Origin of the sequence: Nostoc sp. LPT (assembly GCF_017115165.1) — a bacterium.
Classification (GTDB): Bacteria; Cyanobacteriota; Cyanobacteriia; order Cyanobacteriales; family Nostocaceae; genus Nostoc.
On record NZ_JABXKF010000178.1, the window covers coordinates 20,269 to 46,892 of the forward strand.

Genomic DNA, 26,624 nt, shown 5'->3' on the forward strand with positions numbered 1-26,624 from the left:
AAAATGCGGGCATTATTGTCTGGGTATTACGGTAAAGGTAATGGTGGTGACGAAGCTTTGTTAGCAACGCTTTTGCAAATGTTACCATCTCACGTAACGCCTGTGGTGCTTTCTGGTAATCCAAAGGAAACGCGCGATCGCTACAATGTAGAAACCTACGATCGCATGGCTCCCTTAGCTGTACTACAAGCTTTACGCTCTTGTGATGCCTTGATTTGGGGCGGCGGGAGTCTCATTCAGGATGTTACCAGTACTATTAGCCCATTTTATTATGGGGGGCTGATGGCATTAGCGCAGAAAATGGGTTTGAAAACTGTTGCTTGGGCACAAGGTATTGGCCCGTTAGTGCGCCCGCAAACTCGTTGGTTGGCAAAGCAAACCTTTAGTAATTGTACCAAAATTAGTGTCCGCGATCGCGCCAGTGCCGCTTTATTATCCGATTGGCAAATTCCTTGTATTATAGCTCCTGACCCGGTTTGGGCGTTGGAATCTAAACCAGTACCAGGACTTTGGGATTTACCTGCGCCGAGAGTTGCGGTAACGTTGCGATCGCATCCCCAACTTACAGAAATACGTCTGGCAAATTTAACCCGTGCTTTGGTTGACTTTCAAAAAGCGACACAGGCTTTTATTTTATTACTACCGTTTCAAAAAAGTGAAGATTTAAGTATTGCCGAAGCTATTCAACCACATCTTAAAGATGTTAGCAAAATTTTGTGTCTAGAAGATCCGCAACTTTTAAAAGGTGTGTTTCGCGGCGTGGAGATGGCAATTGGGATGCGCCTACACAGTTTAATTATGGCTGCGGCTGTTGGTTGTCGCTGTTTTGCTCTCAGTTATGACCCCAAAGTAAATCGTCTCATGGAAGACTTGGAAATGCCTGGGTGGGATTTAGCGAGTTTACCCGATGACCCCAATTTAATTGGTTTAACTTGGATGGAGCATTACGCCAATGGCGAGGCTTTATCATCAGAGAAAATCCAATCTTTGGTGGATGGTGCTTTACTGCACTGCGAGTTATTGAGTGAAGCTTTAAGTTAAAGAATTTCCCAAAATTACACAGATTATGGTAAATCTCAATCGTGCCAATTCTGCCAGCAATCAACCTATGGGTGCAGTTCGAGTCAAAGTCAAGCTCACGAATGCCATTGATGAAGCGCTTGTCAGTCGAGGAATGCTCAATCCAAATATGCTGCGGGTGTATGAAACAGAAGCATTAGTGGACACAGGGGCAGTACGTACTGTACTACCCATGTCTATTGTCCAGCAACTTGGTTTGAGAATTCGAGGACAGCAGATTGCTCAATACGCCAATGGTAGTGAAGAATCTATAGGAGTAACTGAACCCGTAATTATTGAATTGGCAGGACGGGAAACTACGGAAGCCACATTAGTTACAGGTAATATAGTCCTGATTGGACAGACGGTTTTAGAAACGCTGGATTTACTGGTGGACTGTAGAAATCAACAACTTATCCCAAATCCTGAACATCCTAACTATCCCGTGATGAGAATATAGACTAGTGAGTCGTTTTGCCGCTAACAATCCCTGACCACTGTACTTTTTTCTCTTTCTCCCGACGATAAGAAAAGAAATGCTCTGGAGTTTGGAAAGTACAATAAGGTGCGATCGCAATTTGTTCTGCACTAATTCCCATATTTTCCAGTTGTAAGGTATTCACTCGCCGCACATCCAACCTTACCTTTGTGGGATTTGGATCTTCTAACAAAGGTGAATTTGGTAGTTCATGCAATGCCGTTACAATTTTTTCTTCGTCATTATGTGATATGATACTAGCCCCAATTTCGGCAGCCACTTCGATAGAGACTTGGTAAACCTCACCAGCGATCGCTGGGCCCATCGCAATCCTCAAATCATCGAGTTTACTGCCTTGAGATTGTAATCGAGCGATCGCCAAGGGCACAATCTTTTTAGCAGTCCCCCGCCAGCCTGCGTGTAATGCTGCCACCCGTCCAGTTTGCACATCCCCAATTAGCACGGGTGTACAATCTGCGCTAGCGACCCAAACCGCTTGTAGAGGCTGTTCGCTCATTAAACCATCTGCCGATGCGAAATCCTCCTCAGCAGAGCTTAAGAAGCTTTCAACTTCTTGGGGGGTGAGAACAGTATTGCCATGAACCTGCTTTAAGCGATAGACTGATGCTTCTGGTTGCAATACTTCTGTGATAACTTGTGGCGATCGCGGCCAAAACTGCTGGGTAAAGAAGCCGTGATGCCAACGTTCCAGAATACTACAAGTTAGATAGGGCAGTCCTTCCCAATTGTGCCAGTGCCAAGTGTGCATCTTCAACCAAACCTAAACAGAAATCACTCATCAGCCAATCAATGCTAACTTGAACAACGGAATTTGGGTTAACTGCTGTGGGATTTAATCTGCAAAATTTGGAAGCAGCCTTGCAAGCAGGGCGTAAACATACATATTTACCATTTTCTCTTCACTTTTTTGAAAGCGTCTCCTCAACCAACCAAACTCTCTGGAACTTACTCAACCAAGGGGCTATTTCAGGAACAGTAGTAATTGCAACTCAACAATCTGCTGGGCGGGGACAATGGGGTCGCCAGTGGATTTCTCCGGTTGGGGGATTATATGTTTCCGTGGCGATTTCTTTCGACCATAAAATAGAGGCTAATGACAGCTACCAACTAACTTTTGCCACTGCTTGGGGAATTGCGTCGCAATTGCGCCAATGCGGTATAGATGTTGGGATAAAATGGCCTAACGATTTAGTTTTAAATGACCGCAAACTAGGCGGCATTTTGACAGAAACCAAAGTAAACAAAGGACAAATCACCCAAGCAGTAATTGGTGTTGGTATTAACTGGATAAATCCAGTACCAGAAACTGGAATCAATCTGGAATCGTGGCAAGCTTCCCAAGATTTCAGATCAATTTCGTGTCTGGAAATCCTAACCTCTAAAGTCTTACTGGGAATAGAATCCGGTATGGAGTGCCTTTTTCAAGAAGGAGTAAATATACTCTTGTCTGGCTATCTAGACTTGCTTACAAACATCGGCGATCGGGTGTATGTCAATAATCTTTCAGGTACAGTAGTTGGGGTAACTCCTCAAGGAAATTTACGAGTTGATTTAGAAACACATCATACAAAGGAACTAATTACACCGGAAATTTATATTGAACCCGGTACAATCAGTTTGGGGTACCATAAATCTTCCGTTTAAATTTGAGGTTTGTTCAAAATTTCGCTCTTTGGACAAGACAAACCACTAGCATCATCTCTTTAGGCTAATTACACACAACTGAGAGAACAAATGACGCAGCGCAATCATTCTGCCCATCATCGTTTGCATTACTTATGGCAGCAAGGTCTAACAAAAAAACGTTTTGCCTCAACACTACCAGCTCAGGGCCTCTGTTGGCTGAGTAGCGTTAGCCTCCTTAGCGGTGGCTTCGTGTTTGCCCAAACGGAAACACAAATAGACAACATCGTTCCCACTGTTGAAAGTTCTCAACCAACAGCAGTTACAAATCCAGTTAAAGCCTCGACTTTTAAGAAACAGACTGTTGCGCCGGAAACTCCTCAAGCGCAACCGGAATTTTCCCAACGGCGAGCCAGACTCAGACAGAGACTAGGCAAGCCAGAGGTTGCTCAATCAAAAGAGCCAGTTAGGCAATCTACACCCAAAATCGAAGCTGCTGAACCAGTTGTGATTATCAGACAGTCAAAGCCCAAAGTAGAAGCCTCCCAGGTTACTCCTGTAAGGGTGAGACAGGAAAAACCCAATACCCCTGCCCGCTATGCACCTGAAAAACTTCCAGTAGTTGCTCAACCATCAAATAACTCTAACAGCCCTGTCGCTGCAACGGCGGAGAAAACCAAGGATTATAATAACGCCTATATCGATCCTAATAGTTATGACAGTGGTGCAACAGGTACTTATCAAGCACCAAACTCTGTAATTGTTACAGAACGCTCCAGTGGTTGTCGAGCCATTTTGCCGTCAGGGCAAAGTGTATTAGGCGGCGTTTGCGCCAAAGTACCCCAAAGGAGTGTAGCTGATTCTAATGGTAAACCAGCACCTAATTGGCTCAGAAGAAGTCAAAATGCCCAATTACCAGTAGTTCCACCCGTGCGGCAGATTGCGACTACTGGCAACACCAGTAAATGGCGTGCTGCTCAAAGTGGTTCTAGCGGTGTCACCAAGAGCGCATTTCGCCCGAATCGGTTTATCCCAACTCCCAGCGAGTTCAGCCCCACAACAGTGAGTGCAGCTCCCATTGCACCGAGTGGTGGGACTTTACCGCCACCAATGGCAGATGGCAACATTGCACCCCGCCCCAGCAACGTAGCTTACGACTTCTCACTGGCATCAGTATTGCCGCAAATCCCCTACATGGGAAGAGTCGCCTATAGTGGTACGGGAATGATGTATCCCTTGTCTATTCCCGCTCCCATTACTTCTTTGTTTGGTTGGCGAGTTCATCCAATCACAGGTAATCAACGCTTCCATGCTGGTACAGACTTAGGTGCGCCTACGGGAACGCCAGTTTTGGCAGCTGCTGCTGGTCAAGTGGAAACTGCTAACTGGTTGGGTGGTTATGGTTTAACCGTTACCCTGAATCACAAATCAGCTGAACAAACTCTCTACGGTCACATGTCAGAAATCTTTGTTCAACCTGGTCAGTGGGTACAACCTGGAACTGTCATCGGGCGAGTTGGCAGCACCGGGAACTCCACAGGTCCTCATTTGCACTTTGAAGTCCGTCACCTAACACCGAACGGGTGGGTTGCTACTGACCCAGGCGTGGAATTACAAAGTGCCCTCGGTCAGTTAGTGCGAGGCTTGCAAACCGCCCAGGTAAGCCAGCAACCAGGCAGTTAGATTGGGGATTTGGGACTGGGGATTGAGGATGAGGGAGATGAGGAGGATGAATGAGAAACCCATGCCCCATGCCCCATGCCCCATTCCCCATTCCTAAATTACAAATACCCGTGTTCTGCTAGGAATGCGGGTGTAATGCCATCTATACTATTGTTATCAGTGGCTTTGGTGTGGGGTTTGCCAGAATAAAGGAATTTTTCGACGTATTTGCCGAGAATATCCCCTTCTAGATTCACCAAACTTCCAGGAACCAAATAGCCCAGATTTGTCTCGCTGTATGTGACGGGAATTACCGCCACCTTGAATTGGGAGAGTTCTGGCTCATAAGCGGCGACTGTGAGGCTGATACCATTGACAGCAATGCTACCTTTGGGGACAATGTACCGTGCGATCGCTTCGGATGCAATAAAGGTCATTTCCCAAGAACTAGCCGTTTGTTGGGCCACTAGCAATCGACCGATGCCGTCTACATGACCCATCACAAAATGACCCCCAACTTTGCTGCCTACCTTTAGCGACGCTTCTAAATTGACATATCTCTGTTGCGTTTGCTCACTTCCCAGAGTGGTGCGGCGTAGAGTTTCCGGTGAAGCCGTGGCAATAAACCCCTCTTTTAAAACTTGTTCCACTGTCAGGCAAACACCATCTACAGCAACACTGTCACCATAAGCCAAATCTTGCATAATTACTTCACCCGAATGGCTTACACAAGTAATTTGCCAAGAATCGCCCCCTAAGGGTTCCATCTTTCCTAATGCTTGGATTAATCCTGTAAACACGGCTTTTTTGTCAAACTAACTCTATTTATTGCCTAATTTTGCCTGAAATCAATTGGTAATTGTCACATAAATCTCGAACATCCAAGTATATTTTCTGACTTTTTTTTGCATAGGAATATTAACACATTAGCATCCTTCACAGGGCATACTTGGGTAAGAAGGTTATTGTCTAAGAAGACCAATTTGACTTACTCTGGTTTTCACCACAAGTTCGGAGTTTAATAGAAGCAATTATAGAGAACGAATGCTTATGTTTATTACTGTCACCAAACCGCCTAAAAATGGGTGCTATTTATTACACGGCATCCAAGGCTCTCAAAGCATTGTAGAGGCTTAGGCAATGATTGAAATGAAAGTCGCTGGCATAGCATTAGATGCCATAACCCGCAGCCCGATTGTCCTTTTGAAAGATTCTTCAGATCGGCGGGCTTTGCCAATTTACATTGGTCAGGAACAGGCTAGGGCAATTATGGGCGCACTGGAGAATCAGAAGCCTCCTAGACCCTTAACTCACGACCTGATTGTAAATCTTCTAGAGACTTGGAACATGACTCTAGAAAAGATCATTATTCATTCCCTGCAAAAAGATACATTTTATGCAGCTTTAATTGTCCAGCAAGGCGAAGTCAAAAAAGAAATTGACGCGCGTCCTAGCGATGCGATCGCTATTGCCCTCCGTACAAATACTCCCATTTGGGTAATGGAAGAAGTGATTGCTGATGCTTCTATCCCTGTTGATCGCGATGCAGATGAAGCCGAACAGCAAGCCTTCCGTGAATTTATTTCTAATCTCCGTCCTGAAGATTTGATCAAGCGCTTTGGTAATGGCGACAGCTAGGAAAGTGCTGAGTGCTGAGTACTGAGTGCTGTTAACGGGAGTTTAGCCCGTGCTGAGAAAGAATAGAGAATCTAGAGAATAAAATTAATTTCTTTATTCTTTCTTTTTCACTTTGTCATTCTTGTAGAGACACTATTAATCGTATTTCTACTCAGGACTCAATTTATGAAATACCGACGCTTTGGAAAAACCAATCTGCGCCTCTCGGTTTTTTCTTTGGGAACAATGCGCTACCTGGCTGATTTTGAAAATGCTCACCAGACTATCGAAGAAGCCTTAGCGCTAGGAATTAATCATCTAGAAACTGCCAGAGGTTACGGCAAAAGTGAAGAATATCTTGGTAGGGCGCTAAAAGCTGGGTTGTCAGTACCCCGAACGAGGCTTTATGTCACTACCAAAATTTCAGCCACAGCAGATGCTGACACCATGCGTCGGTGCATCGACGAATCTCTAGAACGATTACAACTAGATTATTTAGATTGCTTAGGGGTTCATGGTTTGAACACTTGGCAACATTTGGAGTGGGTGCAAGCTAAAAATGGCTGTATGCAAGCAGTGGAGGAAGCTGTTGCTGATGGCCGAGTGCGACACGTTGGTTTTTCCACCCACGGGCCATTAGAAGTAATTCAGGCAGCAATCAATACAGATTTATTTGAATTTGTCAATCTGCACTATTACTATTTTTTTCAACGGCACGCACCAGCGATTCAACTAGCTACCCAAAAGGATATGGGCATTTTCATTATTTCTCCTGCTGATAAGGGAGGACGCCTCTACACGCCACCCCAAACCTTAAAAGACTTATGTCAGCCGTATTTACCCTTAGAATTAAACTATCGATTTTTACTTACGGATACTCGTATTACTACTTTGAGTATAGGCCCAGCTAACCCAGAGGAATTAAGGGAACCTTTGCAAATTGCTGACCATGATGCAGAGTTAACATCAGCAGAAATTTCCACTTTCTGGCGGTTAGAAAATCAGCAAAAACTTGCTTTGGAAACTGATAATTGTAGCCAGTGTTATGCTTGTTTGCCCTGTCCAGAAAATATCAATATTCCAGAGGTATTGCGGTTACGTAATCTCGCAGTAGCATACGACATGAAAGACTATGGCCAATATCGTTACGCAATGTTTGAAAATGCCGGTCACTGGTTCCCTGGAATGAAAGGCAACCGTTGTACAGAATGTGGTGACTGTTTGCCTCGCTGTCCAGAAAAGTTAGATATTCCAGCTTTGTTAAAAGATACTCACCAAAAATTAAGTGGGAAAGCAGGTCGGAGATTGTGGGGATAAAAATGTATATCAGGAGTCAGAATCCAGAATTTAGAATATCCGTTAACCTAAGTATGAGAATCACCACTTAGTCGCACACCCGTCATTCTCGCTCCTGAGTTCTAAGTTATTTTTTGGTAAAATTAATAAAGATTAAATAAAGTCAAGAAGATTCGCCCAAGCTGGGGTATCTCGCGCAAACAAAGATGAAGATTAAAAAAAAAGAAATATCCTACGCCAATCACTGACGGTTTTCCGTTACAGTGGACGGGCTGTAAGCTTAGTATGGACTACTAGCCGATCGCTTACTATTCTTCTGGCAAGTTTAACTTTAGTGGCTGGTCTTTTACCGGCGGCGATATCCTACATTAGTAAGTTAATTGTTGATGCAGTGGTATTTGCATCTCAAGTTAATTCACAAAACAATGGTTTTGTCAATATTTATCCGTCTCTATTTTATGTAGGATTAGAAGCGATCGCTGTAATTTTACTAGCAGGTAGTCAACGAGGCATCATCATTTGTCAGTCTTTATTGCGGGCGCTAATGGGTCAGCGAGTAAATGTACTCATCTTAGAAAAAGCGCTGACACTGGATCTTAGGCAGTTTGAAGATTCAGAATTTTATGACAAATTGACCAATGCCCGACGAGAAGCATCAGTTCGTCCTCTTTCCCTAGTAAGCCGCACCTTTGGATTGGTGCAAAATGCCCTTTCCCTAATTACCTACGGCATTTTGCTAGTACATTTCTCAGTTTGGGCAGTGGTGGTACTGATTTTGGCAGCTATGCCCGTATTTATTGCGGAAACAAAGTTTGCTGGAGAAGGCTTTCGCTTGTTTAGTTGGCGTGCGCCAGAAACTCGTCAACAAAACTACTTAGAAAATCTGCTAGCAAGAGAAGATTTTGTCACAGAAGTCAAACTCTATCAGCTGGGAGAGATGCTGCTAGAACGTTACCGCAACCTGTTCGAGCAACTCTATGGCGAAGACCGTGATTTAACTCTGCGGCGAGGACTTTGGGGGTATCTGCTGAGTTTAGTCAGTACTGGTGCTTTTTACCTAGCTTATGCTTGGATTGTGTTGGAAACAGTGCTAGGTAAGATTTCCTTGGGAGATATGACAATGTATCTTACTGTGTTTCGCCAAGGACAATCTACTTTCTCCAATGCCCTCACTTCTATTGGAGGGATGTATGAGGACAATCTATATCTATCAAATCTTTACGATTTTCTGGAAGAAGAAGTACCAAAATCTTGGGGTAAAGCAACTATTGGTTTAAATTCCCAAGATGGTATCCGTTTTGAGAATGTCTCATTTACTTATCCGGGAAGTTCCAAACCAGCATTGAGAAACATTTCGCTGCATCTGAAACCCAGAGAGAAACTGGCAATTGTGGGTGAAAACGGTTCCGGTAAGACTACCTTAATCAAACTACTTACCCGACTCTACACCCCGGACTCTGGGCGAATTTTCTTAGATGGCTTGGACTTGCAGGAATGGGATGTGGATGTATTGCGGCGTCGCATTGGTGTGATTTTTCAGAACTTTGTCCGCTACCAGTTTACTGTGGGGGAGAATATTGGCGTAGGCGATGTAGAACATCTCGAAAACAAAACACAGTGGCAAACTGCTGCCCAAAAAGGCATGGCCCAATCTTTTATTGACCAATTACCTCAAAGCTTTCAGACTCAACTTGGTCGTTGGTTTAAGGGAGGACAAGAACTTTCTGGGGGACAGTGGCAGAAGATTGCTTTATCTCGTGCTTTTATGCGATCGCAAGCAGATATTTTGGTGTTAGATGAACCAACATCAGCAATAGATGCCCAAGCTGAGTTTGAGATTTTCAATCATTTTCGCGCTATTACTCAAAATCAGATGGTACTTTTGATTTCTCATCGCTTCTCGACGGTACGGATGGCTGACAAAATTCTAGTTATAGAAAACGGGGAAGTTATAGAACAAGGAACTCACGAAGATTTGTTAAAGCTAGGAGGACGTTATGCCAAGTTGTTTCTGTTACAAGCAGCTGGTTATCAATAGGAAAAGAAGCTAGTAGACTTTGTGAATTTAGATAGCGATCGCTCACTTTGTAAAAGCACATAATATCTCTATCTAACCACGTTAAACTGCTCAGTAAATATGGGTCACTAGACGCTCCGTATCGTTAAACATTGCTACCTGATAAAATTATGCAAATAACAAAACAGCGATACTATACCCCAGAGGAATATTTAGAGCTAGAAGAAATTGCTGAGTACAAAAGTGAATACATTGACGGGCAAATAATTCCTATAGCGGGTGGAACAGTAAATCACAATCAAATAGCACTTAACTTAAGTACTGAGTTGAATTTTGCTTTTAAAAAGCAGAACTATCGCGTTTTCATGGGTGATGTTCGTTTATGGATACTCCAAAAGCGTACCTACACCTATCTAGACGTGATGATTCTGGCGGGTGAACCGGAGTATTTCAACAACCGGAAGGATATAATTGTCAACCCACAGGTCATTGTGGAGGTTTTATCAAAATCTACCAAAGGCTACGATCGCGAAGATAAATTTCAGGCTTACCGAACTATTTCTACTTTCCAAGAATATCTATTAATTGACCAAACTCGTATTCATATAGATCAATTTTCCAAAACCAGGAAAAAGCAATGGACGCTTCGTGAATATGATGAAGAAGATGAAGCGATCGCACTTGTAACCGTACCATTTGAGATTTCTCTACAAGATTTATATAATAAAGTGAAGTTTGAGCCTGTTGAGTCGGAAGCTGAAAGGACTGATATTGAGGGATTGGAATAAGTGCAATGCACTGTATCTTAAAAATATTTAAGCCACTTTTAACGGTTTTTGAGGAAAAGTAATTGGCTCTGGCAAAGGTTTTCCTTGCTCTTCATACCATTCAATCAGAGATTCAATTACCTCTTGCCCGTGTTTAGCGGCTTCTTCATAACTCTTACCATGAGTGTGGAATTGCTGCCAAGGGAATTCCGGTAAGTGTACTAAGTAGCAATTATCCTCATCTGACCATTGAATTACCATACTGTAGCGATCGCTCATTATTTTTCCTCTATTTGTCCTAGTTGCTTCAAAACACGATTGACTTGCTTTTCCAAATATCGGGGTGCATCGTCTCCATCTTTTCCAGCAATGGTAACTGGTTCATCAGGTATCAATGAGTGAGTCCAGAAGGTATGACTACCTTTTGCAGGACGATAGACAAACCCCGCCTTCAACAAAATTGCTTTTAACTCTCTAATTTTTTTGGGCATCTACCCTCAATCTAAATCGCCATACTTATTTTTGTCTATTAAGCTGAGGAAGCGATCGCTTAATTTACCCCACTTGACAAAGGCGATCGCTTGATTGAATTGAGCGATGCGTAGCCTGTGTAAAGTACATATTACCTCCGAGCATTAACTTGCTTTACCTACTTCACTCTTGACTTACCCTTTACAGTAGAAGTTGAGTAATCAAAAGTGTGGTTATTACTTAAACCGCATTGATGTAAAAGGATAAATTTGTTGCTTCATAATAAGTAGAGTTACAATGTGGCATTGCCCATTGCTTCTAGCTAGAGGGCATTGTCTAACCTACTTTTAGATAACACAGCAATGATGGATTGGAAGAAACTTCTGACACCAAAAAGACTTGGCAAGACTGAAGCAGAAAATCCCCAGTTTGATCGTACTCCTTTTCTGAGAGACTATGATCGCCTAGTATTTTCCTCACCTTTTCGTCGCCTCAAAGATAAAACTCAGGTTTTTTCGTTATCTACAAATGATTACATTCGTACTCGTCTGATTCACAGCCTAGAAGTTTCCTGTGTCGGTCGATCCCTTGGTAGGATTGTGGGTGAGAAAATTATAGACACACACAAGCTTAATGACTATGGGTTCAGTGCTTCAGACTTTGGTGATATTGTCTCTGCTGCTTGTCTAGCTCATGATATCGGTAATCCTCCCTTCGGTCATTCTGGAGAGGATGCTATCCGTACAGGATTTGAATCCTGGTACAACACTGTTAACCATGTAGAAGAAGAACTTCTCAGCAAGTCTCAAAAAGCTGACTTTGATTCATTTGAGGGCAATGCACAGGGTTTTCGTATTCTAACCAAGCTTGAAATGCCGCCTACAAAAGGCGGAATGCAACTAACCTGCCCAACTTTAGCTGCTTTTACAAAGTACCCTAGAGAATCATTACTATCAGAATCTACCTTAAACGGTTACTCAGGTAGAAGCGTTAAAAAATATGGTTTCTTTCAGGCAGAAAAAGATTTATTTGCTGAGGTAGCAGAGACAGTTGGGCTAATTCGCCGTCATGATAATGCAGCGTGGTGGTCTCGACACCCGCTTGCTTTTCTTGTTGAAGCAGCCGATGACATTTGTTACTCGATTGTTGATGTAGAAGATGCCCATCGTATGGGTTATATCTCATTTGAAAAAACCAAATACTTGCTTAATAAAATTGCAGATATTGATATTAACAAACATGATGAAAGCGACGTAGAAAAAGTTAAGCGACTGCGTGCTAAAGCTATTCATAATCTCATAGGGCAGGCAACGGACATTTTCTTTGCACACGAGCAAGAAATACTTTCTGGAGAGTTTGACGAAGATTTGTTATCCCGAAGCCGTTATGGAAATGACCTAGAGGAAATTCTGAAGGTAACCCGATCATCTGTTTTCCAGCATCGTAATGTCGTTAATATCCAAATAGCGGGTTATGAAGTTTTAGGAAAACTATTTTCTGAGTTTGTTAATGCTATTCTGCATGATAGCAAAAAAGCAAAGTTAATCTACCATATGCTTCCCAAGGAATATCACCCGAATTCAGATGAAGATACCTATAATAAAATTCTTAGAGTTACAGACTATATCTCTGGCATGACTGATTCTTACGCTACCAGTTTATTCCAACAATTTAGCGGTATTTCCTTGGGATAAAGTGACAGCGATCGCACCATCCCCCAATAACTTAGATAAAATCACTATGGTGCTAGTTAACCCTCCCTAAATCTGATGAAAAGCGATCGCTCTTGTAAACGTAGATACTTCTGACAACTTGTAGAAATTCCCTTAGTACAGGTGTCATATCTTCTTCCCGCCACACTATAGCCGTTGCTACTAATGGTGTTTTCTCCTCCAGAGTACGATAAACTACACCAGTTCTCTGAAGATTTTGCAGTGAAGACGGTGCGATCGCAATCCCCATTCCTGCTGACACCAATCCGATAATCGTCTGCATCTGAATCGCTTCTTGAGTCACTTTTGGACTGAAATTTCCTTGCTGACAAAGACTTACAATTTGGTCGTAAAGTCCGGGCCCCAAATGGCGAGGGAACATGATAAAGTTTTCGTTTACTAGCGATCGCACTGAGATACACTCTTGTTCAGCTAAGGGATGAGTTTCCAACATAGCCACAATTAAAGCTTCTTGCTGAATGCACTCTTGATTGAGTGTATTGTCTTCTAACGGTGGATGGGCAAAGCCTAGATGAATGCGGCGTTTCTGTAGCGCTTGCTCTTGCTGAGTTGTGGTTAATTCCTGCAATACTAACTCTACTTCTGGAAACTGTTCTCGAAACCGCCGCAAAATCACAGGAAGCAAATCGTAGGTTACCAAACTAGTAAACCCGATTTGTAGTTGTCCCTTCTCACCTTTTCCTGTTCTTTGGGTTAGCTCAATTGCCTTTTCCAGTTGAGCTAAAAGTTGATAAGCTTCTTGCAAAAAAACTTGCCCAGCTTGTGTTAGCTGTACCTGTCGCTTGGTTTTGCGCTGAAACAGTTCTACCCCCAATTGTGCCTCTAGCTGTTGAATTTGCTGGCTTAAGGGCGGTTGAGCGATGTGCAGTCGCTCGGCGGCTCTACTAAAGTGCAGTTCTTCAGCCACAGCAATAAAGTAGCGCAGATGTCGCAATTCCATTTTTTTGATATTTTATAAGTTTCAATTTTATTTAAATATATATTGGACATCTGAAAACTACCTGCGTATGATACTCATATAAATATCGCAGGAAGTTAGAGCGATGCAGGAAAAGTATACTCCAGGCTATTCGAGCAATGCGACGAATTTCATGGCAAAACGCAGCTTAGATACTCATGGTGCATTTTTCAAGCCTTATTTACGTCCAGGGATGAAATTGCTAGATTGTGGCTGCGGCCCTGGGACGATCTCTTTGGGTTTAGCAAAAGCAATTTTCCCTGGTATGCTTACGGGTATCGATCGCGAACCTTCTCAAATCCAGATAGCTGCTGAGAGTGCTCTCACCCAAGGTGTCAGTAATGCTGATTTTTTGGAGGGGAATATTTATGCTTTACCCTTTCCAGATAACTCATTTGATGCAATCTTCTCCCATGCGTTGTTTGAACACCTCCAAGAACCAGCGCAGGCGTTACGGGAACTGTGGCGAGTTTTGAAACCGGGGGGAATTGTTGGGCTTCGTAGTCCTGACTGGGGTGGGTTTTTGATTGCACCGTCTACATCAGAACTGGACAAAGCATTTTCTTATTACAAGTGGCTCCAGCAACACAATTCTGGTAATCCTGACGTAGGTAGAGAGTTACGCGCTCTGCTGCGCCAAAGTGGGTTTATTAATATCAAAGCTTCGGCTTCTTATCAATGTTCTGAGCCGCTGAGTGAAGGTACAGAATATTTGGCGCTGCGAATTGAGGCTTCTGCAAAGGTGGATGGAGCTGTAGAGAAAGGTTGGACTGATGAGCTATCGCTTACAGCAATGAGCCATGCTTTACGAGAATGGAGTCAGCACCCAGATGCATTTTTTGCTAGTGCTTGGTGCGAAGTTGTGGGATGCAAAGGTTAGATTAATCAAAGATTTTCTAGAGAATTTGTGAGAAAAACTTGCGTGTTCTTTCTTGTTTGGGGTTGCTGAAAAAGGTCTCAGGGGTGGCTGACTCGACGAGGGAACCACTATCTATGAGAATAACTCGGTCGGCGACTTCACGCGCGAATCCAACTTCGTGGGTTACGACTACCATCGTCATCCCATCACGGGTGCGACGGCAATTAATGCGAGTATTGCAACTACGCTTTGGCGAGGTTCCAGCCTCAGTGGTAGCAAGGCTGGAGAGTGAGAGTGTGGAACAATTAGAAAGTCTTATGGATACAGCGATCGCTGTCAATTCTTTGGCAGAATTTATGACAGTTCTATTTGATTAAGAGAATACTAAAAAATTTTGAACTTTAAGCGATCGCCGACAGCAGAGCGAGTTAAAACTCCCAACTGATAGAGCCAGTTATTGTCAAGGGCGCACCTCTTTGAATATAAATTCTTCCACCGTCAGAGCCGCTGAAATAGTCTGTATCAAATAGATTGCGGATATTAATCGCTGCTTTCAAACCATCTCTTTTGTAGTAAAGTGCCGCATCGGTACGCAAGTAGTCCTCTAGGGTAAAGGTATTATCCAAATCTCCTGCTACCGTGCCCACATAAAACAGCCCTAAACCAAATCCCAAACCCTTTAGATTGCCCTGCTGGATCTCATAAGTCGTCCAGAGGCTAGCTTGATTCTCTGGTACACCAATCAATTTGTTACCTACGGCAAAAGCTCTATCCTTGGTGACTTCTGCATCGGTGTAGGCATAGGACGCAACCACCTTCAGCCCTTGCAAAATCTCACCTGCAATATCTAACTCAATCCCGCGACTTTGTTGCTCCCCCACCTGAATGGAAAATCCACCAGGGTCATTGGGATCGCGCGTTATGATATTCGACTTGGTAATTTGATAGGTTACCAACGTTGTCGAAAGCTTTCTGTCTAGAAAGTCAGCCTTAATGCCCGCCTCATACTGAGCTCCCTTAGTCGGCTCAAAAAATCTACCGTCAGGGTTACGGCTAAATGCATTGGAAGGGTTGAACGATTGGCTATAGCTGGTATAGAGAGAAATCGATTGGCTGGGCTGATACACCAATCCGATCCGGGGGCTGAACGCACTATCATTTAGTATTGGAGTTTCAGTAAAAAGGTACTCTTGTGAAACCCAATCAAAACGCCCACCAATTAAAAGTTTCAGGTTATTTAGAAGAGCAATCTGATCCTGAAGATAAATCCCGTAACTTTGAGTATTCTGGTACGGAGGAACAGCAAATTCAGCAAATTCGGGTTTTGGAATATTGTAGTTTGGATTGAAGATATCAAGATTGGGAAGATTGGACTCAACAAAGCCAAAAGTATCCTCACGGCGACTGATATCAAAGCCGACTAAAACTTGGTGTGAAATCGAGCCTGTATTAAACTTCCCAAGCAAGTCTATGGTTCCAGAATAGACATCTCCACTAAATTCACGTTTGCCCGCTACAAGTTCCAGGGAGCGATCGTCCACTAGATTTGATGGAGAAACATTTTGTTCTTTGGTTCTACTAAGAGACACAGAAAGATTGTTCCGAATCTGCCAGTTATCGCTAAATTTGTGATTCAGCGTGTAGCCAAATTTTTGAGTAGTGGTATGCCTATATACTTCATCAGGATAGCCCAAATAGCGACTGCGAGGTAGCTTCCTGCCGTCGCTCAAGAGTACATCGAGACTATCGTAAGGATCTGCTGAATAGTCAAGGTATTCATAATATAGATTTAGGTTTGTCCGATTCCCTAACTTCAACGTGATTGAGGGTGCGATTTCTATCAGGTTTTCGCTAACAAAATCTCGAATACTGTTTGAATCTTGATAGCTCGCAATGAAGCGATAGAGAACATTTTTGTTGGCATCCAGGGGTCCTGATAAATCGATAATCGGCCGATAAAAGCCATAATTTCCCGCCTCAAATGCAAGCCTGTAATAGGGATCGCTGAGGGGTTGTTTGGTGACAATGTTGACAATTCCGCCTGGTTCAAAGGCTCCGAACAAAACCGAGGCAGGTCCTTTGAGAATTTCTACCTGCTCAATTGTCTCAACGCCTGTGAGTCCATATAAATTAACATCTCGAAAGCCATTTCGGAAAGTTCCTGCCTGTCCAAAGCCGCCAACTCCTCTGATGATCAGATTTGTTGTATTTGGACCATAAAACTTTATGTTATTGACAACGCCGCTGACCGTTTCCACTGCCTCACTCACAGTTCTCACGTTGCGATTTTCCAGCACCTGTCGGGGTACGACCTGAATCGATTGGGGAATATCCCGTAAGGGTGTATCCGTTCTTGTTGCAGTTGAAGCATTAGGAACGCGATAGCTATCTTGCTCTCCCGTCACGACCAACTCAATTGGTTCATCAGCTTCAGCTGATGGTTCCGCTTGTGGTGTTTCTGGCTGCGGCGGTGGAGAAGTCGCCGTTGTAGCAGAAGTTATACCAAAAACCAGACCTGTATTATCATCAAATAACTCAACCGTGGGCAAAGCCTTTTCACCAACCACTGTTACTCGCACAGTATTTGCATCAATATTCGTTGCTGTAATTTCAGTAATTTCAGCAAGTGGTTTCTCGGAACGAAATGTAAAAGCATCGCCCGACGGTAAACGCAACTGCCCACCAGTTATATCAACGATAAAATTATTACCAGCACTGCGATTTGTGACTTGCAGTTGAGTCCCTTGAAGCGTCTCTAAAATCACCTCCACACCTTTGTCGGTGGGATTAGCTCTAACTCCCGTTATTGGAATTGTCGGCACGGGTGTGGTTTGCGGTGTATTAGACTGCACTAGTAATTTTTGAGCGCTGGTGATGGGAATTTCTAACTCGCTTAGTTGCCGGATTTTTTGATTTTGCCAATCCTTATCGATACGCAAGTAATCAGGCACTGTAAACGAGTTATCTGAATCTCCCTGCCGCTCACCCACATAAAACAGCCCCAGACCAAATCCCAAACCCTTCAAATCACCCTTTTGGAACGAGTAGGTTGTCTAGAGGCTGGCTTGATTCTCTGGTACATTGAACACTCGATTGCCTATGGGAATAATGTTATCTTTGGTGACTTCTGCATCGATGTAAGCATAGGATGCGATCACTTTCCAACCGGGTAATAACTCAATCCCTTGACTTCGTTGCGCTTCTGTAAATTGCCCCAAATGGGAATAGCCCACAGCATGGGCAACTTCTGACACTTGCATATCTCTGTACCGCAGCAACATCTGTGCCTGCTCCATACGATAGTGATGCAAATAACCAAAAACTGTGGTGCCAAAGAGTTCTCGAAAACCCCGTTGAATGCCAGTTGTGCCAGTTCCATCATTGCAGGCGGATTGTTTAATCGCTGGTGTAAAATGTCTCTAGCATGGTAGATTCGAGCGATCATGTCTGGTTTCAGTGGTACTAAAGATGAAATTTGTGCCTCATCTGCCGAAATTAAGTCGAATTGCATTGCTAGCAGTTCAAACACTTTTGCTTGCAGATACTAAGCATTTCATTACACCGTGGTAGGGACAATTCAATATTTGCTGCACGGTGACTTGCATTGCTAAAATCACATCTGGATAAAATGATGTCTTCCATTTGTTTTGTTTAATCAAGAGCTTTAAGTTGGGAGCAATTTGCTCTGTGTCTCTGGGCAAAAACGCTGCCAACACTTTAGGTTCAATCTCGACGTTAATGAAAGTCATACGCTCTGATTTTTTACGCTTTGATGTAAAAGCAGGTGAGAGCCCATTACCAGATAAATAAAAGCGTTTCCCACCAAGATTCGGATGCACCTCATCACCATAGATAAATCCAGATGAAAAAATTATAAATTGCACTAGATGATGATTGCAGACAGGTATCTTGAAAACTATATCGTCGTGAAATTCATAGTCACAAATTTCCAGTTCTACACCCGGAGATAACTTCATACTCCGACAATACCCTAGTCCCAGACATTTAGGCAGTTCGTCGAGTCTTTCAAATTCCTCAAGCAAGATGTTGTGGCTTTGAGGATTTTGATTCTGTTGACACCACAGATCCTCCCAATCGTCTAAAGAAAGGATGATTGTCATCTGAAAGCTTAGTGCTAAAAATTTTAATAATTCTACCAGAATTACTGTCTATTATTTTCGTCAACTAGTCGTAGCGATCGCGTTTACTAGTCATTTTTATTTACAACGGAGAAATGACTAATGACAGTTTTAATGAGGGCATTTGACTACTGGCTTAACTGTCTTTCTAAGCGCCGAGAAGCCAACGACATTGAGCAACAAAATACCCAGTAAATTAATCCAATAATAAACTTCTGCATAGCGACCGAGAAACTGTGGTTGTGCCAATATGGAACGGGCAATACCTGTGAGTTCCACCAATCCCACCAAAGATTAGAGTGAAGTGTCTTTAAATAAGCCGATAAACTGACCAACGATCGCAGGAATAACGTTACGTAAGGCTTGAGGTAGCGTTTGCGGAAATCTACCAACTAGAAATAAACGTAAATTAACCTGAATTACCGCCCATTGTGCTTGAGTAGTTGCCCAAATTATAATTCCTCGCACTACCCAAAACAACAACACCAAACAGACAACAGTTAACAAGCTGTTGTAGCAACTACTGAACAGGTTTTTACGCAGCCAAGTTAATTGAGGATTTGTCATTGGTCATTGGTCATTAGTCACTTGTACTGAGCGAAGCCGAAGTATTGGTCATTAGTCTTTGGTCAAAACTCATATTTCAAGCTTAAAGGTGCAACTTTCGAGTTCAAAGGCTCAACTTCCGAGTTCAGAAGCTCAACTTCCGAGTTCAAAGGCTCAACTTCCGAGTTCAAAGGCTCAACTTCCGAGTTCAGAAGCTCAACTTCCCAGTTCAGAGGCTCAACTTCCCAGTTCAGAGGCTCAACTTCCCAGTTCAGAAGCTCAACTTCCGAGTTCAAAGGCTCAATTTCCGAGTTCAAAGGCTCAACTTCCCAGTTCAAAGGCTCAAATGTCAGCTTCAACAGTTTCCTCGTCTCCCTCATCTCCCCCATTCCCCTCATCTCTCTTTAATTTGCACAGTGCGATTAAATAAATTCATAACTATAGAGATGGTCAAACTCAGGGTGAGATAGGTGAGCATAATCAGTAATATCACTTCTACGGCTCTCCCTGTTTAGTTAAAGGTAGTGGAGGCGACAAAATAAATATCGGGGTAACCGATCGCGATCGCTAAACTGGTATTTTTCGTCAAATTAAGATATTGACTCGTCAATGGTGGAATAATTACCCGTAAGGCTTGGGGAAAAATCACCAGCCGCATTGTTAACCCTGGTTTTAATCCTAGCGATCGCGCGACAGACATCTACATCAATGCCGCTGTATTTACCATCAGTTCCCACAAAGCTAAACCCTGGCACTTCACCGCTGACACCGCAAATTAACTGACCACGGCTTTTAATACTATCCCAGCGATTTCGAGTTGCTGGTGCTGCTGGAGTACTGGGTGTATTTGATGTTTATGCTGACTCTCCACCACAAGCAGCGATCAAAAAGACTAGGGGTGCGATCGCTAGAATTAATACTGATTTACGCATCAACATTGATACTCGACAATCAAAAATGTATTGCTCACTACAATCATTCTGTGAAAACAATTTGTTGCTTGTAATATAAAACTGTATCCGCATATGTGCTATATTTATTCACTTTTAAAAGCAGTATTTGAAGTTTTTACTTACATTTTTAAAAGCCTCAGATGCTATGTATAAATTATTTACACTTTGCTTAAAGTTTCAAATTTAATTAAAAATCTTCCCACCATGCTTGAGCTAGCAAGATATTCATTCAACCTAGAAAAGAATATTAAAATTTAAGCGAGTTAGTGCTATATCCTTCACTGGCTAAGATTTGAAAAATAGTAATTATCGTTTCTTTAATAATCAGCAAGAGTCATTCAAAAAATATCATTCATAGTGCCGAACGAGCGTCTATTTTTCTTATCTTCAATGCCCCATGACGGCAGTTGCTCCACTTGGGGAAACCCCAGACGCTCGATGACTCGCTACCGCTTCGCTATCGCCCTTGGCGTCTCCCCGCAGGAGTTGACCGCACTGTCTTCCCCATGCCCCATGACCATACCCAATACCCTAATTGCATACTTCTATGGGATTAGAAGTATCCACACCAACCCAAACAACTACCCCTAGCAGGTTAAACTAGGTCTGGTAACAACTGCTCCACGTTCTTGAGGCTTTTATGGGAGCTAACCTCAAACAGATTGCCAACTATTTAGACAACCTTGGTTGGGACTACCGTTTTGATGATCAAGAAGACCGAATTATAACAGGTGTGGAAGCTGATAACTTAGAAGATTTCCTAATAGTTGTCCAACTGGATGAAGAAGGAAAATTTTTTCGGGTATTTGCCCCTCAAGTTCTGGCAGGAATCCAAGACCATCCTCACAAGGCAGCTATCCTCCAGACAATGCTTGCCATTTCTTGGGAAACCAAAATGTTGCAATGGGAGTACGACCCATCCGATGGTGAAATTCGTGCCATTATTGAGTTTCCTTTAGAAGACTCGATTCTCACAGAAAGACAATTTCACCGTTGTCTGAGTGGATTAGTTCAGATTGTGGATGGCATAGCAATACCTCGCCTGCAAGAAGTGATGGCAACAGGTCTCGATCCGGGGAATATAGAACTTGGGGAAAGACTATTACTCAGTATCCAAGAAGAAGCCCCAGGATTGTTAGATTTACTAGAAAAAGCAATGGAAGCGCGAAAAAAGCGAGGAAGTTTTCCTAGTGAGTGAGACGGATCGTTACTTAAATAGCTATACTCCAAAGTGATACCCTCACTATATACATGAAATTTTCTGGGGCTGGATATTATGACATCCTATGCAACCTCCTCTGCCAAAGCGGAAATGAGCGAACTCCGGCGGTTGAAAGCCTTACTACCACCAGAACTGCAAAGCTGGGTCACGATTGAAGGCACAACTGAGGTCAATCCACCCCTGGTTCGCTGCGAAGAAATTGGTAAAGACCAGGTAGAAATTCAAATTGATTTGGTGAAATGGGATGCCCTCGCAATGGATCAGCGTAATCTGCTGTTCTGGCATGAGGTTGCTCGCGTTCAAAATGACACAATTCCTAAAGATGGTTGGGAAATGGCAGCACTAGCCATCGGTTTAGGTGGTGCTGTAGGGGAATTGTGGGTACAAGATGGATTGCTGCTGGTGTTAGCTTTGTCGCTTTGTGGCGTGTCAGGCTGGCGACTGTACCAAAAGAATAATGGGGAAAAGCAACTAAGAGAATTGCTCAATGCTGATGAGAAAGCGATCGCTTTAGCAACTCGTTTTGGTTATAGCCTCCCTAATGCCTACAAGAGTCTCGGTAGCGCCTTGAAAACCCTGATTGATAATACTGCAAGTAAACGCCAACGGTCGAGATACGAAGCAAGACTCTCTGCCCTCAAACGCAGTGCTAATAAAGCAAAAGCTAAATCCAAAACTCCAGATGAGGGCGCACTGTAGAAACTAGAAAGTAAGTTGGGTGGGTAATACCTACCCCCAAAAACTTAAATCAACGTCAGTTTGACGAACCTCTCCCTGCCTTGAACTTTAGTTCAAGTTTCTCACCGAGTCAGGGAGGCAAGATTTTACCTAATAAAACCTCTTAGTGGTCTTTTGATTTGGCTGATTAGACTGCCTAGTAAGGGGGCTGCTGCCTCCCTAATTAGCGACAACAGCCCAATTACGATTTCATAAAATCTTACTTTTTTCTTGACTGCATCTTTATCAAACTGAAATTTTACAACTGGTTCAGCATTTTATGCGTTTGGGGGATCACGCGCACGTGCTTGACAAACCCCTTCATCAAAGCTTGCCACGTCAAAACTCGATCGCTGGAAGGCGCAAGTACAGGTACTGGAGAAAATTGTTCTGATACAGCCAAAGGCGTGACAGGTTGTAAAAATACTGGGATATTTGGACTAACCTCTGCCACCAACGAAGCTGAACGTTCCAACTCGGCGGGATCTGTGTTTTGAGACACAATTATCTTGACAAAAACATTTAAATATGAGTCATAACATAACTGGAGAAATTTACTATGTTCTTGCCAATGACTTTCGCCGCTAACACTGGGCAATTTTAAATCCATACCTACAGAGTCTAAGTATGGGATAATCATTGCTAGTTGTTCTGGGCGATGTCCGCCGGTTTCTAAGTATATAGGTAGACCAGTTATGGCTCGCACTTGGGGTAGAAACTGCGTTAGAAATGAGACATGAAGAAGTGGTTCGCCGCCAGTTAAGCTAATGCTATCGTGTAGACAAGGTAGATTTTGCTGTTCCACCCATTCGATTAATATGGGTAATGGGACAGGGTTAGAGTGAATTTCAAAGTCGCGCAATCCAGGCGATCGCTCTATCCGACAAGTAGTAGGTGCATTCCAAGTGTGGGCACTATCACAAAAGTGACAGCGCAAATCACACAAAGCAAAACGAATAAATATCTGACGTGTCCCTACATTCAGTCCTTCCCCTTGAATGGCAGAAAAGACCTCAATCAGGCGTGCGGTAGGTGTAACCGTATTTTTAGCAATCATTTGATGAGAGCAACGCGATCGCGCTGCGTCGGCACAACAGCAAGGATGTTTTTTGGCTTCTTGTTCTATTGTGAATCGTCGCTAGCGATCTCCAATCTCAGCCCCGGTAAATAGCAGTTAGTCCTGATTACCACTAATTCCGATATTAGGTTAAGTAATTTTGTAGGACAAAGTAATGTTTGGCAGATTACATTATACATGGCAACGAAAGTGCAGAGCTTCATGACTAGCCAACCGACAGAGGTCGATTTTCCAGTTAATTCCCTAAACGACATGGCTATAGTGCAGGTGCCGACGCGGTTGAGCGTGCTGGAGGCTTTAGGCTTTAAGCAAACCTGCCAAGGCTTAATTGGGCCCAATTCACATCCCAAGCAAATCATCATTGACTTTCACCAAACTACTTTTATCGATAGTAGTGGTTTAGGTGCCCTGGTAAGTAATTTTAAATACGCTCAGACTAAGAATATTACATTAACACTGCGGAATGTAACACCTCAAGTCATGGCAGTCCTAAAACTCACAGGGTTGGATCAGGTTTTTTCTCTAGAGCTTCTGGGGGATAAATCGTTAATAGAACAAGATGACGTCGTAGATAATCGCAAGACAACTTCCCGTAAAGTAGAGCAGTTACCCACCACTCACCCTTCTATGGCATCTTGGATGAAACGGTTCTTAGATATTGTTGGGTCAATGATTGGTTTATTAATTACAGGAATTTTGTTTATTCCAATTGCGATCGCTATTCAAATTAACGATCCCGGACCCATTTTCTTTAGTCAAATTCGTTGTGGTTGGATGGGGAAACAGTTTAAGATTTGGAAATTCCGCTCTATGTGTGTGGATGCAGAAGCGAAGAAATCCCAAGTCAAAAACCAAGTGCAAGGTGCTTTTTTCAAGAATGAGAATGACCCCAGAATTACTAAGGTAGGGCGCTTTTTACGGCGAACTAGTCTTGATGAATTACCCCAATTTTGGAACGTCCTCAAAGGAGAGATGAGTTTAGTAGGCACTCGACCACCTACACCCGATGAAGTGGAACGCTATGAAGTACCTGAGTGGCAACGTTTAGATGTAAAACCCGGTATGACTGGCGAATGGCAAGTAAATGGGCGTTCTACAGTCCGTAGTTTTGAAGATGTAATTCGTCTAGATTTGCAGTATCAAAAAAATTGGAGTTTAATGTACGATTTAAAGCTAATTTTCAAAACTATAGCTATTCTGTTTAATAGAAACAGTGGTGCTGTTTAGTTAATTATCCTTATTCACAATTTTTTGATAACTCGCAACTCTCACGATATTCTTAAATACACCCAAGCCTATTTTAGGCTTGGGTAAATTTTAGGTTTATTTACCAACTCACTACTGAGCGCTGAGTGCTGAGTGAAGAAAAAGTACTCGGTACTGATGTACTTGGGTTTTAGCCCCGCCCCTTGTGGGTGGTCTTTCAACTCAGCACTCAGCACTCGGAACTCAGCACTCTTCATTGCACTACGCAAGTGTCATCCTCTGCTTAACATTGACATAAACAATGTTAAAATCGCGGGTTTAAAAACCTAAATCTAGGAAAGCTGAACCAGCAAAAAAGGAAAAAATACAAGCGCGATCGCCCATTCTCAATTAAAGGCTAGATAATTGTTTAATATATGGTTAAAACTCACCTGTCATTGTTTGATCCTCAATTTCTAATAGAGGATTGCTGAATTGCTTTTCTACTAATTCTGTGAGAATTTGATTACAATATTTAAAAATTTCTGTGTTTGTAAGATAAAGCGTTTTCATGATTTACCTATCCTCAAAACAGTAGTCGCAACGATTACCATATTTTTCAGCTTAATACAAAGGCGCAAAGAAAAACTCTGCGCCTCTAGATGAACTTAACCCACGAACTTCTCAACACCAACTACTTCAACTTGTTGCACTTCTGGCAACAAACGCTTCACACCTTGCTTAACAAACCTCTGCAAAAAACCAATTTGCTGATTTTGCTGAAATACCTTTTGCAATGTTTGCCGCAAATTATCCAAATTTAAACCAGTTCCAGAATCTATCGCTATTTCCTGCTGTTGGAAATACTCAACTAGACTTAACCCTGCGACTCTAGTCAGATAAGCTGCACTTACTCCCTGCACTACGCCACCAGCAACAAAGGTAAGGGCATTACTTTTCAGAACAGTACTAATAGCCTTTGTAGAAAGTTCAACTAAACCCAATTTCAGCATTAAACTTCCCATTGTTCCAGCTACGGTTTGTGCCTGTTCTAGGGAAAATTTTTGCTGATAGATATTACCCAAATCCATTACCATTTGAGCATTAATTGCCGCAGTTGCCAGAATATCAAAGGCTGGTACTGGATTAGCAAAGGCAGCGGCGGCAGCTATCCACTGATATTGTTCAATAATTGGGGTGGCGCGATCGCGTCTGGTTCCATTCAGCCAATTTTTCGCTTCAGCTTTCAACAATCCGGCTTTCCTCATGGTAGTTACCCAAACTAGCCGTTGTCCTTGCTGTGCCAAAACTTCACCCAACTGTTGAGTTAACTGCTGGATATCTGCTGCTGGTTGTTCCATCCACTCTTGCACAGAACCATCAGCCTCATGCTTTCGGACTTTGATGGCAATGGGAGAGGCCGCAGTTGCAACTACATTTGCCTGCATCCGCTGTTTCAATGACAGCAGGATGTTGGCGCTTTCATCAGTTAAATACTGGTCTTGTTTGTTGAAAACCAGCATATTAGGCTGATTTGCTGCCTTTAGCTGCTGTAGGGTTTGAAATTCTGAGTCTGTCAAATCACCGTTTGTCAGAAATAGAACAAAATCAGATTTTGCTACTTCTGCCAAAATAGCCGTATCTGAATTTTCACCCACTTCTCTAAACAAAGGTGCTGTCTCTTGTAGAGACACGAAATTTTGTGTCTCTAGATTTTGTAGCACTTGAATTAAAGTGCTTTTACCCACGGATTTCCCGCCAGTCACAGCTACTTTAATTTTTTGCCTGTCTAATTCCAGCAATAATTGGGCAACTTGTTCTCTGAGTGTCTCTAAGGCTGGATGGTTTTCTGCTTCTTGTGCTAGTTGGTTAATTACAGTTTCAGTTTTAGCGATCGCACTTTCCACAGTCGCTCGATCAACCACCATACCATCTAGCTGCTTTAAACTGTCTTTGGGGCGATTTTGCTGGAATAACCACAAACCACCACCTACAGCTAAAGCACTCAACAAACCAAACTCACCCACCTGCACTATAGAATCGTGCCAACTGTCCAACATCCACAGAGAAAAGGAAAGTCCCAATCCTCCCACTAAAATTGGTCGCTGCAACTTCACAACCATGATTCTCCGCGCCTTTTAGATGGCTATTTCTTCCAGAATAGATCAAAATAAAACAAAACCCCGCAATCTTTACTGATTGTAGGGTTTTGTTTGATATTTT

25 protein-coding genes and 6 pseudogenes are annotated in these 26,624 nt (G+C 42.9%); 14 read left to right on the forward strand and 17 right to left on the reverse strand.

Features of this window, described 5'->3' with window-relative positions; all coding sequences use genetic code 11:
• The first annotated feature begins 3 nt into the window (after positions 1-3).
• Entirely contained in the window at positions 4-1,041 is a 1,038-nt protein-coding gene (csaB, locus tag HWQ58_RS35080) for a polysaccharide pyruvyl transferase CsaB (RefSeq protein WP_292873056.1), read from the forward strand.
• Between the two features lie 25 nt (positions 1,042-1,066).
• Complete coding sequence (locus HWQ58_RS35085; protein ID WP_292872995.1) at positions 1,067-1,519, forward strand: retroviral-like aspartic protease family protein; 453 nt, start codon at positions 1,067-1,069, stop codon at positions 1,517-1,519.
• Position 1,520: 1 nt separating this feature from the next.
• Here HWQ58_RS35085 and pgeF read toward each other — a convergent pair whose 3' ends face one another.
• Entirely contained in the window at positions 1,521-2,306 is a 786-nt protein-coding gene (pgeF, locus tag HWQ58_RS35090) for a peptidoglycan editing factor PgeF (protein WP_292872997.1), read from the reverse strand.
• A 77-nt stretch (positions 2,307-2,383) separates the two neighbouring features.
• Here pgeF and HWQ58_RS35095 point away from each other — a divergent pair, with 77 nt between their 5' ends.
• Both HWQ58_RS35095 and HWQ58_RS35100 read left to right on the forward strand, forming a co-directional pair.
• Complete coding sequence (locus tag HWQ58_RS35095; RefSeq protein ID WP_292872999.1) at positions 2,384-3,202, forward strand: biotin--[acetyl-CoA-carboxylase] ligase; 819 nt, start codon at positions 2,384-2,386, stop codon at positions 3,200-3,202.
• A 90-nt stretch (positions 3,203-3,292) separates the two neighbouring features.
• A complete protein-coding gene (locus HWQ58_RS35100; protein WP_292873001.1) occupies positions 3,293-4,864 on the forward strand; it encodes a M23 family metallopeptidase in 1,572 nt (523 codons plus the stop codon).
• 98 nt (positions 4,865-4,962) lie between these two features.
• Here the strand turns inward: HWQ58_RS35100 and HWQ58_RS35105 are convergent, their stop codons facing one another.
• Positions 4,963-5,643 carry a riboflavin synthase gene (locus tag HWQ58_RS35105; RefSeq protein WP_292873003.1) on the reverse strand — a complete coding sequence of 227 codons (681 nt, stop codon included), beginning with the start codon at positions 5,641-5,643 and terminating at the stop codon, positions 4,963-4,965.
• A 340-nt stretch (positions 5,644-5,983) separates the two neighbouring features.
• Here HWQ58_RS35105 and HWQ58_RS35110 point away from each other — a divergent pair, with 340 nt between their 5' ends.
• The 4 genes from HWQ58_RS35110 to HWQ58_RS35125 all read left to right on the forward strand — a co-directional run bounded on the left by HWQ58_RS35110 (position 5,984) and on the right by HWQ58_RS35125 (position 10,561).
• Complete coding sequence (locus tag HWQ58_RS35110; protein WP_292873005.1) at positions 5,984-6,481, forward strand: bifunctional nuclease family protein; 498 nt, start codon at positions 5,984-5,986, stop codon at positions 6,479-6,481.
• A 165-nt stretch (positions 6,482-6,646) separates the two neighbouring features.
• Positions 6,647-7,777 (forward strand): aldo/keto reductase, encoded by a 1,131-nt coding sequence (locus tag HWQ58_RS35115; protein WP_292873007.1) that lies wholly within the window; start codon positions 6,647-6,649, stop codon positions 7,775-7,777.
• Positions 7,778-7,985: 208 nt separating this feature from the next.
• Positions 7,986-9,794, forward strand: a complete 1,809-nt coding sequence (locus HWQ58_RS35120) for an ABC transporter ATP-binding protein (RefSeq protein WP_292873058.1) — start codon at positions 7,986-7,988, stop codon at positions 9,792-9,794.
• A gap of 149 nt (positions 9,795-9,943) precedes the next feature.
• On the forward strand, positions 9,944-10,561 hold the full coding sequence (locus tag HWQ58_RS35125) for a Uma2 family endonuclease (protein ID WP_292873009.1): 618 nt from the start codon (positions 9,944-9,946) through the stop codon (positions 10,559-10,561).
• 27 nt (positions 10,562-10,588) lie between these two features.
• On the opposite strand, the gene HWQ58_RS35130 is transcribed toward HWQ58_RS35125, so the two are convergent.
• Both HWQ58_RS35130 and HWQ58_RS35135 read right to left on the reverse strand, forming a co-directional pair.
• Entirely contained in the window at positions 10,589-10,819 is a 231-nt protein-coding gene (locus tag HWQ58_RS35130) for a type II toxin-antitoxin system HicB family antitoxin (protein ID WP_109012102.1), read from the reverse strand.
• The gene (locus HWQ58_RS35135; protein WP_292873012.1) at positions 10,819-11,031 is read right to left on the reverse strand and encodes a type II toxin-antitoxin system HicA family toxin; all 213 of its coding nucleotides are present in this window, start codon (positions 11,029-11,031) and stop codon (positions 10,819-10,821) included. Before HWQ58_RS35135 ends, HWQ58_RS35130 begins: the two co-directional genes overlap by 1 nt.
• A gap of 312 nt (positions 11,032-11,343) precedes the next feature.
• Here HWQ58_RS35135 and HWQ58_RS35140 point away from each other — a divergent pair, with 312 nt between their 5' ends.
• Entirely contained in the window at positions 11,344-12,705 is a 1,362-nt protein-coding gene (locus HWQ58_RS35140; protein WP_292873014.1) for a deoxyguanosinetriphosphate triphosphohydrolase, read from the forward strand.
• A gap of 52 nt (positions 12,706-12,757) precedes the next feature.
• Here HWQ58_RS35140 and HWQ58_RS35145 read toward each other — a convergent pair whose 3' ends face one another.
• Positions 12,758-13,684 (reverse strand): LysR family transcriptional regulator, encoded by a 927-nt coding sequence (locus tag HWQ58_RS35145; protein WP_292873016.1) that lies wholly within the window; start codon positions 13,682-13,684, stop codon positions 12,758-12,760.
• Between the two features lie 103 nt (positions 13,685-13,787).
• On the opposite strand from HWQ58_RS35145, the gene HWQ58_RS35150 reads away from it, so the two are divergent.
• Positions 13,788-14,582 carry a methyltransferase domain-containing protein gene (locus HWQ58_RS35150; protein WP_292873018.1) on the forward strand — a complete coding sequence of 265 codons (795 nt, stop codon included), beginning with the start codon at positions 13,788-13,790 and terminating at the stop codon, positions 14,580-14,582.
• A 16-nt stretch (positions 14,583-14,598) separates the two neighbouring features.
• Here HWQ58_RS35150 and HWQ58_RS35155 read toward each other — a convergent pair.
• Positions 14,599-14,769 (reverse strand): annotated as a pseudogene (locus tag HWQ58_RS35155) (amino acid ABC transporter ATP-binding protein); the annotation flags it as partial.
• Here HWQ58_RS35155 and HWQ58_RS35160 point away from each other — a divergent pair.
• Positions 14,696-14,938 (forward strand): DUF4351 domain-containing protein, encoded by a 243-nt coding sequence (locus HWQ58_RS35160; protein WP_292873020.1) that lies wholly within the window; start codon positions 14,696-14,698, stop codon positions 14,936-14,938. The pseudogene HWQ58_RS35155 and the gene HWQ58_RS35160 overlap by 74 nt on opposite strands.
• Positions 14,939-14,989: 51 nt before the next feature.
• Here the strand turns inward: HWQ58_RS35160 and HWQ58_RS35165 are convergent, their stop codons facing one another.
• From HWQ58_RS35165 to HWQ58_RS35200, 8 genes and pseudogenes are all read right to left on the reverse strand, one after another.
• A complete protein-coding gene (locus HWQ58_RS35165) occupies positions 14,990-17,512 on the reverse strand; it encodes a TonB-dependent siderophore receptor (protein ID WP_292873060.1) in 2,523 nt (840 codons plus the stop codon).
• Positions 17,489-17,758, reverse strand: a pseudogene (locus tag HWQ58_RS35170) (TonB-dependent receptor); the annotation flags it as partial. The pseudogene HWQ58_RS35170 and the gene HWQ58_RS35165, both read right to left, overlap by 24 nt.
• A 6-nt stretch (positions 17,759-17,764) precedes the next feature.
• A pseudogene (locus HWQ58_RS35175) lies at positions 17,765-17,962 on the reverse strand (helix-turn-helix transcriptional regulator); the annotation flags it as partial.
• Positions 17,963-18,082: 120 nt separating this feature from the next.
• Positions 18,083-18,682 carry a hypothetical protein gene (locus HWQ58_RS35180; protein ID WP_292873022.1) on the reverse strand — a complete coding sequence of 200 codons (600 nt, stop codon included), beginning with the start codon at positions 18,680-18,682 and terminating at the stop codon, positions 18,083-18,085.
• Between the two features lie 146 nt (positions 18,683-18,828).
• Positions 18,829-19,267 (reverse strand): annotated as a pseudogene (locus tag HWQ58_RS35185) (hypothetical protein).
• 62 nt (positions 19,268-19,329) lie between these two features.
• Complete coding sequence (locus HWQ58_RS35190; protein ID WP_292873024.1) at positions 19,330-19,605, reverse strand: hypothetical protein; 276 nt, start codon at positions 19,603-19,605, stop codon at positions 19,330-19,332.
• Between the two features lie 35 nt (positions 19,606-19,640).
• Positions 19,641-19,937, reverse strand: a pseudogene (locus tag HWQ58_RS35195) (ABC transporter permease subunit); the annotation flags it as partial.
• Positions 19,927-20,178 (reverse strand): annotated as a pseudogene (locus HWQ58_RS35200) (amino acid ABC transporter substrate-binding protein); the annotation flags it as partial. The pseudogenes HWQ58_RS35195 and HWQ58_RS35200, both read right to left, overlap by 11 nt.
• A 661-nt stretch (positions 20,179-20,839) precedes the next feature.
• On the opposite strand from HWQ58_RS35200, the gene HWQ58_RS35205 reads away from it, so the two are divergent.
• Both HWQ58_RS35205 and HWQ58_RS35210 read left to right on the forward strand, forming a co-directional pair.
• Positions 20,840-21,397: a hypothetical protein gene (locus HWQ58_RS35205; protein WP_292873026.1), complete on the forward strand. Its 558-nt coding sequence runs from the start codon at positions 20,840-20,842 to the stop codon at positions 21,395-21,397.
• Between the two features lie 78 nt (positions 21,398-21,475).
• Positions 21,476-22,120, forward strand: coding sequence for a DUF3318 domain-containing protein (locus tag HWQ58_RS35210; RefSeq protein ID WP_292873028.1), 645 nt, complete (start codon positions 21,476-21,478; stop codon positions 22,118-22,120).
• A gap of 277 nt (positions 22,121-22,397) precedes the next feature.
• On the opposite strand, the gene HWQ58_RS35215 is transcribed toward HWQ58_RS35210, so the two are convergent.
• Complete coding sequence (locus HWQ58_RS35215) at positions 22,398-23,195, reverse strand: 7-carboxy-7-deazaguanine synthase QueE (protein ID WP_292873030.1); 798 nt, start codon at positions 23,193-23,195, stop codon at positions 22,398-22,400.
• 198 nt (positions 23,196-23,393) lie between these two features.
• On the opposite strand from HWQ58_RS35215, the gene HWQ58_RS35220 reads away from it, so the two are divergent.
• Positions 23,394-24,443, forward strand: coding sequence for a sugar transferase (locus HWQ58_RS35220; protein ID WP_292873032.1), 1,050 nt, complete (start codon positions 23,394-23,396; stop codon positions 24,441-24,443).
• Between the two features lie 399 nt (positions 24,444-24,842).
• Here the strand turns inward: HWQ58_RS35220 and HWQ58_RS35225 are convergent, their stop codons facing one another.
• Together HWQ58_RS35225 and HWQ58_RS35230 are read right to left on the reverse strand one after the other, a co-directional pair.
• Positions 24,843-24,974, reverse strand: coding sequence for a hypothetical protein (locus HWQ58_RS35225; protein WP_292873034.1), 132 nt, complete (start codon positions 24,972-24,974; stop codon positions 24,843-24,845).
• 95 nt (positions 24,975-25,069) lie between these two features.
• Positions 25,070-26,524, reverse strand: coding sequence for a DUF697 domain-containing protein (locus HWQ58_RS35230; protein WP_292873036.1), 1,455 nt, complete (start codon positions 26,522-26,524; stop codon positions 25,070-25,072).
• Between the last annotated feature and the right edge of the window lie 100 nt (positions 26,525-26,624).

What these genes read in the sequence shown, in the direction of transcription:
- csaB (WP_292873056.1), top strand. Translation starts at nt 4, where the DNA reads ATGCGGGCATTATTGTCTGGGTATTACGGTAAAGGTAATGGTGGTGAC.
- HWQ58_RS35085 (WP_292872995.1), top strand. Translation starts at nt 1,067, where the DNA reads ATGGTAAATCTCAATCGTGCCAATTCTGCCAGCAATCAACCTATGGGT.
- pgeF (WP_292872997.1), bottom strand. Translation starts at nt 2,306, where the DNA reads ATGCACACTTGGCACTGGCACAATTGGGAAGGACTGCCCTATCTAACT.
- HWQ58_RS35100 (WP_292873001.1), top strand. Translation starts at nt 3,293, where the DNA reads ATGACGCAGCGCAATCATTCTGCCCATCATCGTTTGCATTACTTATGG.
- HWQ58_RS35110 (WP_292873005.1), top strand. Translation starts at nt 5,984, where the DNA reads ATGATTGAAATGAAAGTCGCTGGCATAGCATTAGATGCCATAACCCGC.
- HWQ58_RS35115 (WP_292873007.1), top strand. Translation starts at nt 6,647, where the DNA reads ATGAAATACCGACGCTTTGGAAAAACCAATCTGCGCCTCTCGGTTTTT.
- HWQ58_RS35125 (WP_292873009.1), top strand. Translation starts at nt 9,944, where the DNA reads ATGCAAATAACAAAACAGCGATACTATACCCCAGAGGAATATTTAGAG.
- HWQ58_RS35130 (WP_109012102.1), bottom strand. Translation starts at nt 10,819, where the DNA reads ATGAGCGATCGCTACAGTATGGTAATTCAATGGTCAGATGAGGATAAT.
- HWQ58_RS35135 (WP_292873012.1), bottom strand. Translation starts at nt 11,031, where the DNA reads ATGCCCAAAAAAATTAGAGAGTTAAAAGCAATTTTGTTGAAGGCGGGG.
- HWQ58_RS35145 (WP_292873016.1), bottom strand. Translation starts at nt 13,684, where the DNA reads ATGGAATTGCGACATCTGCGCTACTTTATTGCTGTGGCTGAAGAACTG.
- HWQ58_RS35150 (WP_292873018.1), top strand. Translation starts at nt 13,788, where the DNA reads ATGCAGGAAAAGTATACTCCAGGCTATTCGAGCAATGCGACGAATTTC.
- HWQ58_RS35160 (WP_292873020.1), top strand. Translation starts at nt 14,696, where the DNA reads ATGAGAATAACTCGGTCGGCGACTTCACGCGCGAATCCAACTTCGTGG.
- HWQ58_RS35180 (WP_292873022.1), bottom strand. Translation starts at nt 18,682, where the DNA reads ATGACAATCATCCTTTCTTTAGACGATTGGGAGGATCTGTGGTGTCAA.
- HWQ58_RS35205 (WP_292873026.1), top strand. Translation starts at nt 20,840, where the DNA reads ATGGGAGCTAACCTCAAACAGATTGCCAACTATTTAGACAACCTTGGT.
- HWQ58_RS35210 (WP_292873028.1), top strand. Translation starts at nt 21,476, where the DNA reads ATGACATCCTATGCAACCTCCTCTGCCAAAGCGGAAATGAGCGAACTC.
- HWQ58_RS35215 (WP_292873030.1), bottom strand. Translation starts at nt 23,195, where the DNA reads ATGATTGCTAAAAATACGGTTACACCTACCGCACGCCTGATTGAGGTC.
- HWQ58_RS35220 (WP_292873032.1), top strand. Translation starts at nt 23,394, where the DNA reads ATGGCAACGAAAGTGCAGAGCTTCATGACTAGCCAACCGACAGAGGTC.
- HWQ58_RS35225 (WP_292873034.1), bottom strand. Translation starts at nt 24,974, where the DNA reads ATGAAAACGCTTTATCTTACAAACACAGAAATTTTTAAATATTGTAAT.
- HWQ58_RS35230 (WP_292873036.1), bottom strand. Translation starts at nt 26,524, where the DNA reads ATGGTTGTGAAGTTGCAGCGACCAATTTTAGTGGGAGGATTGGGACTT.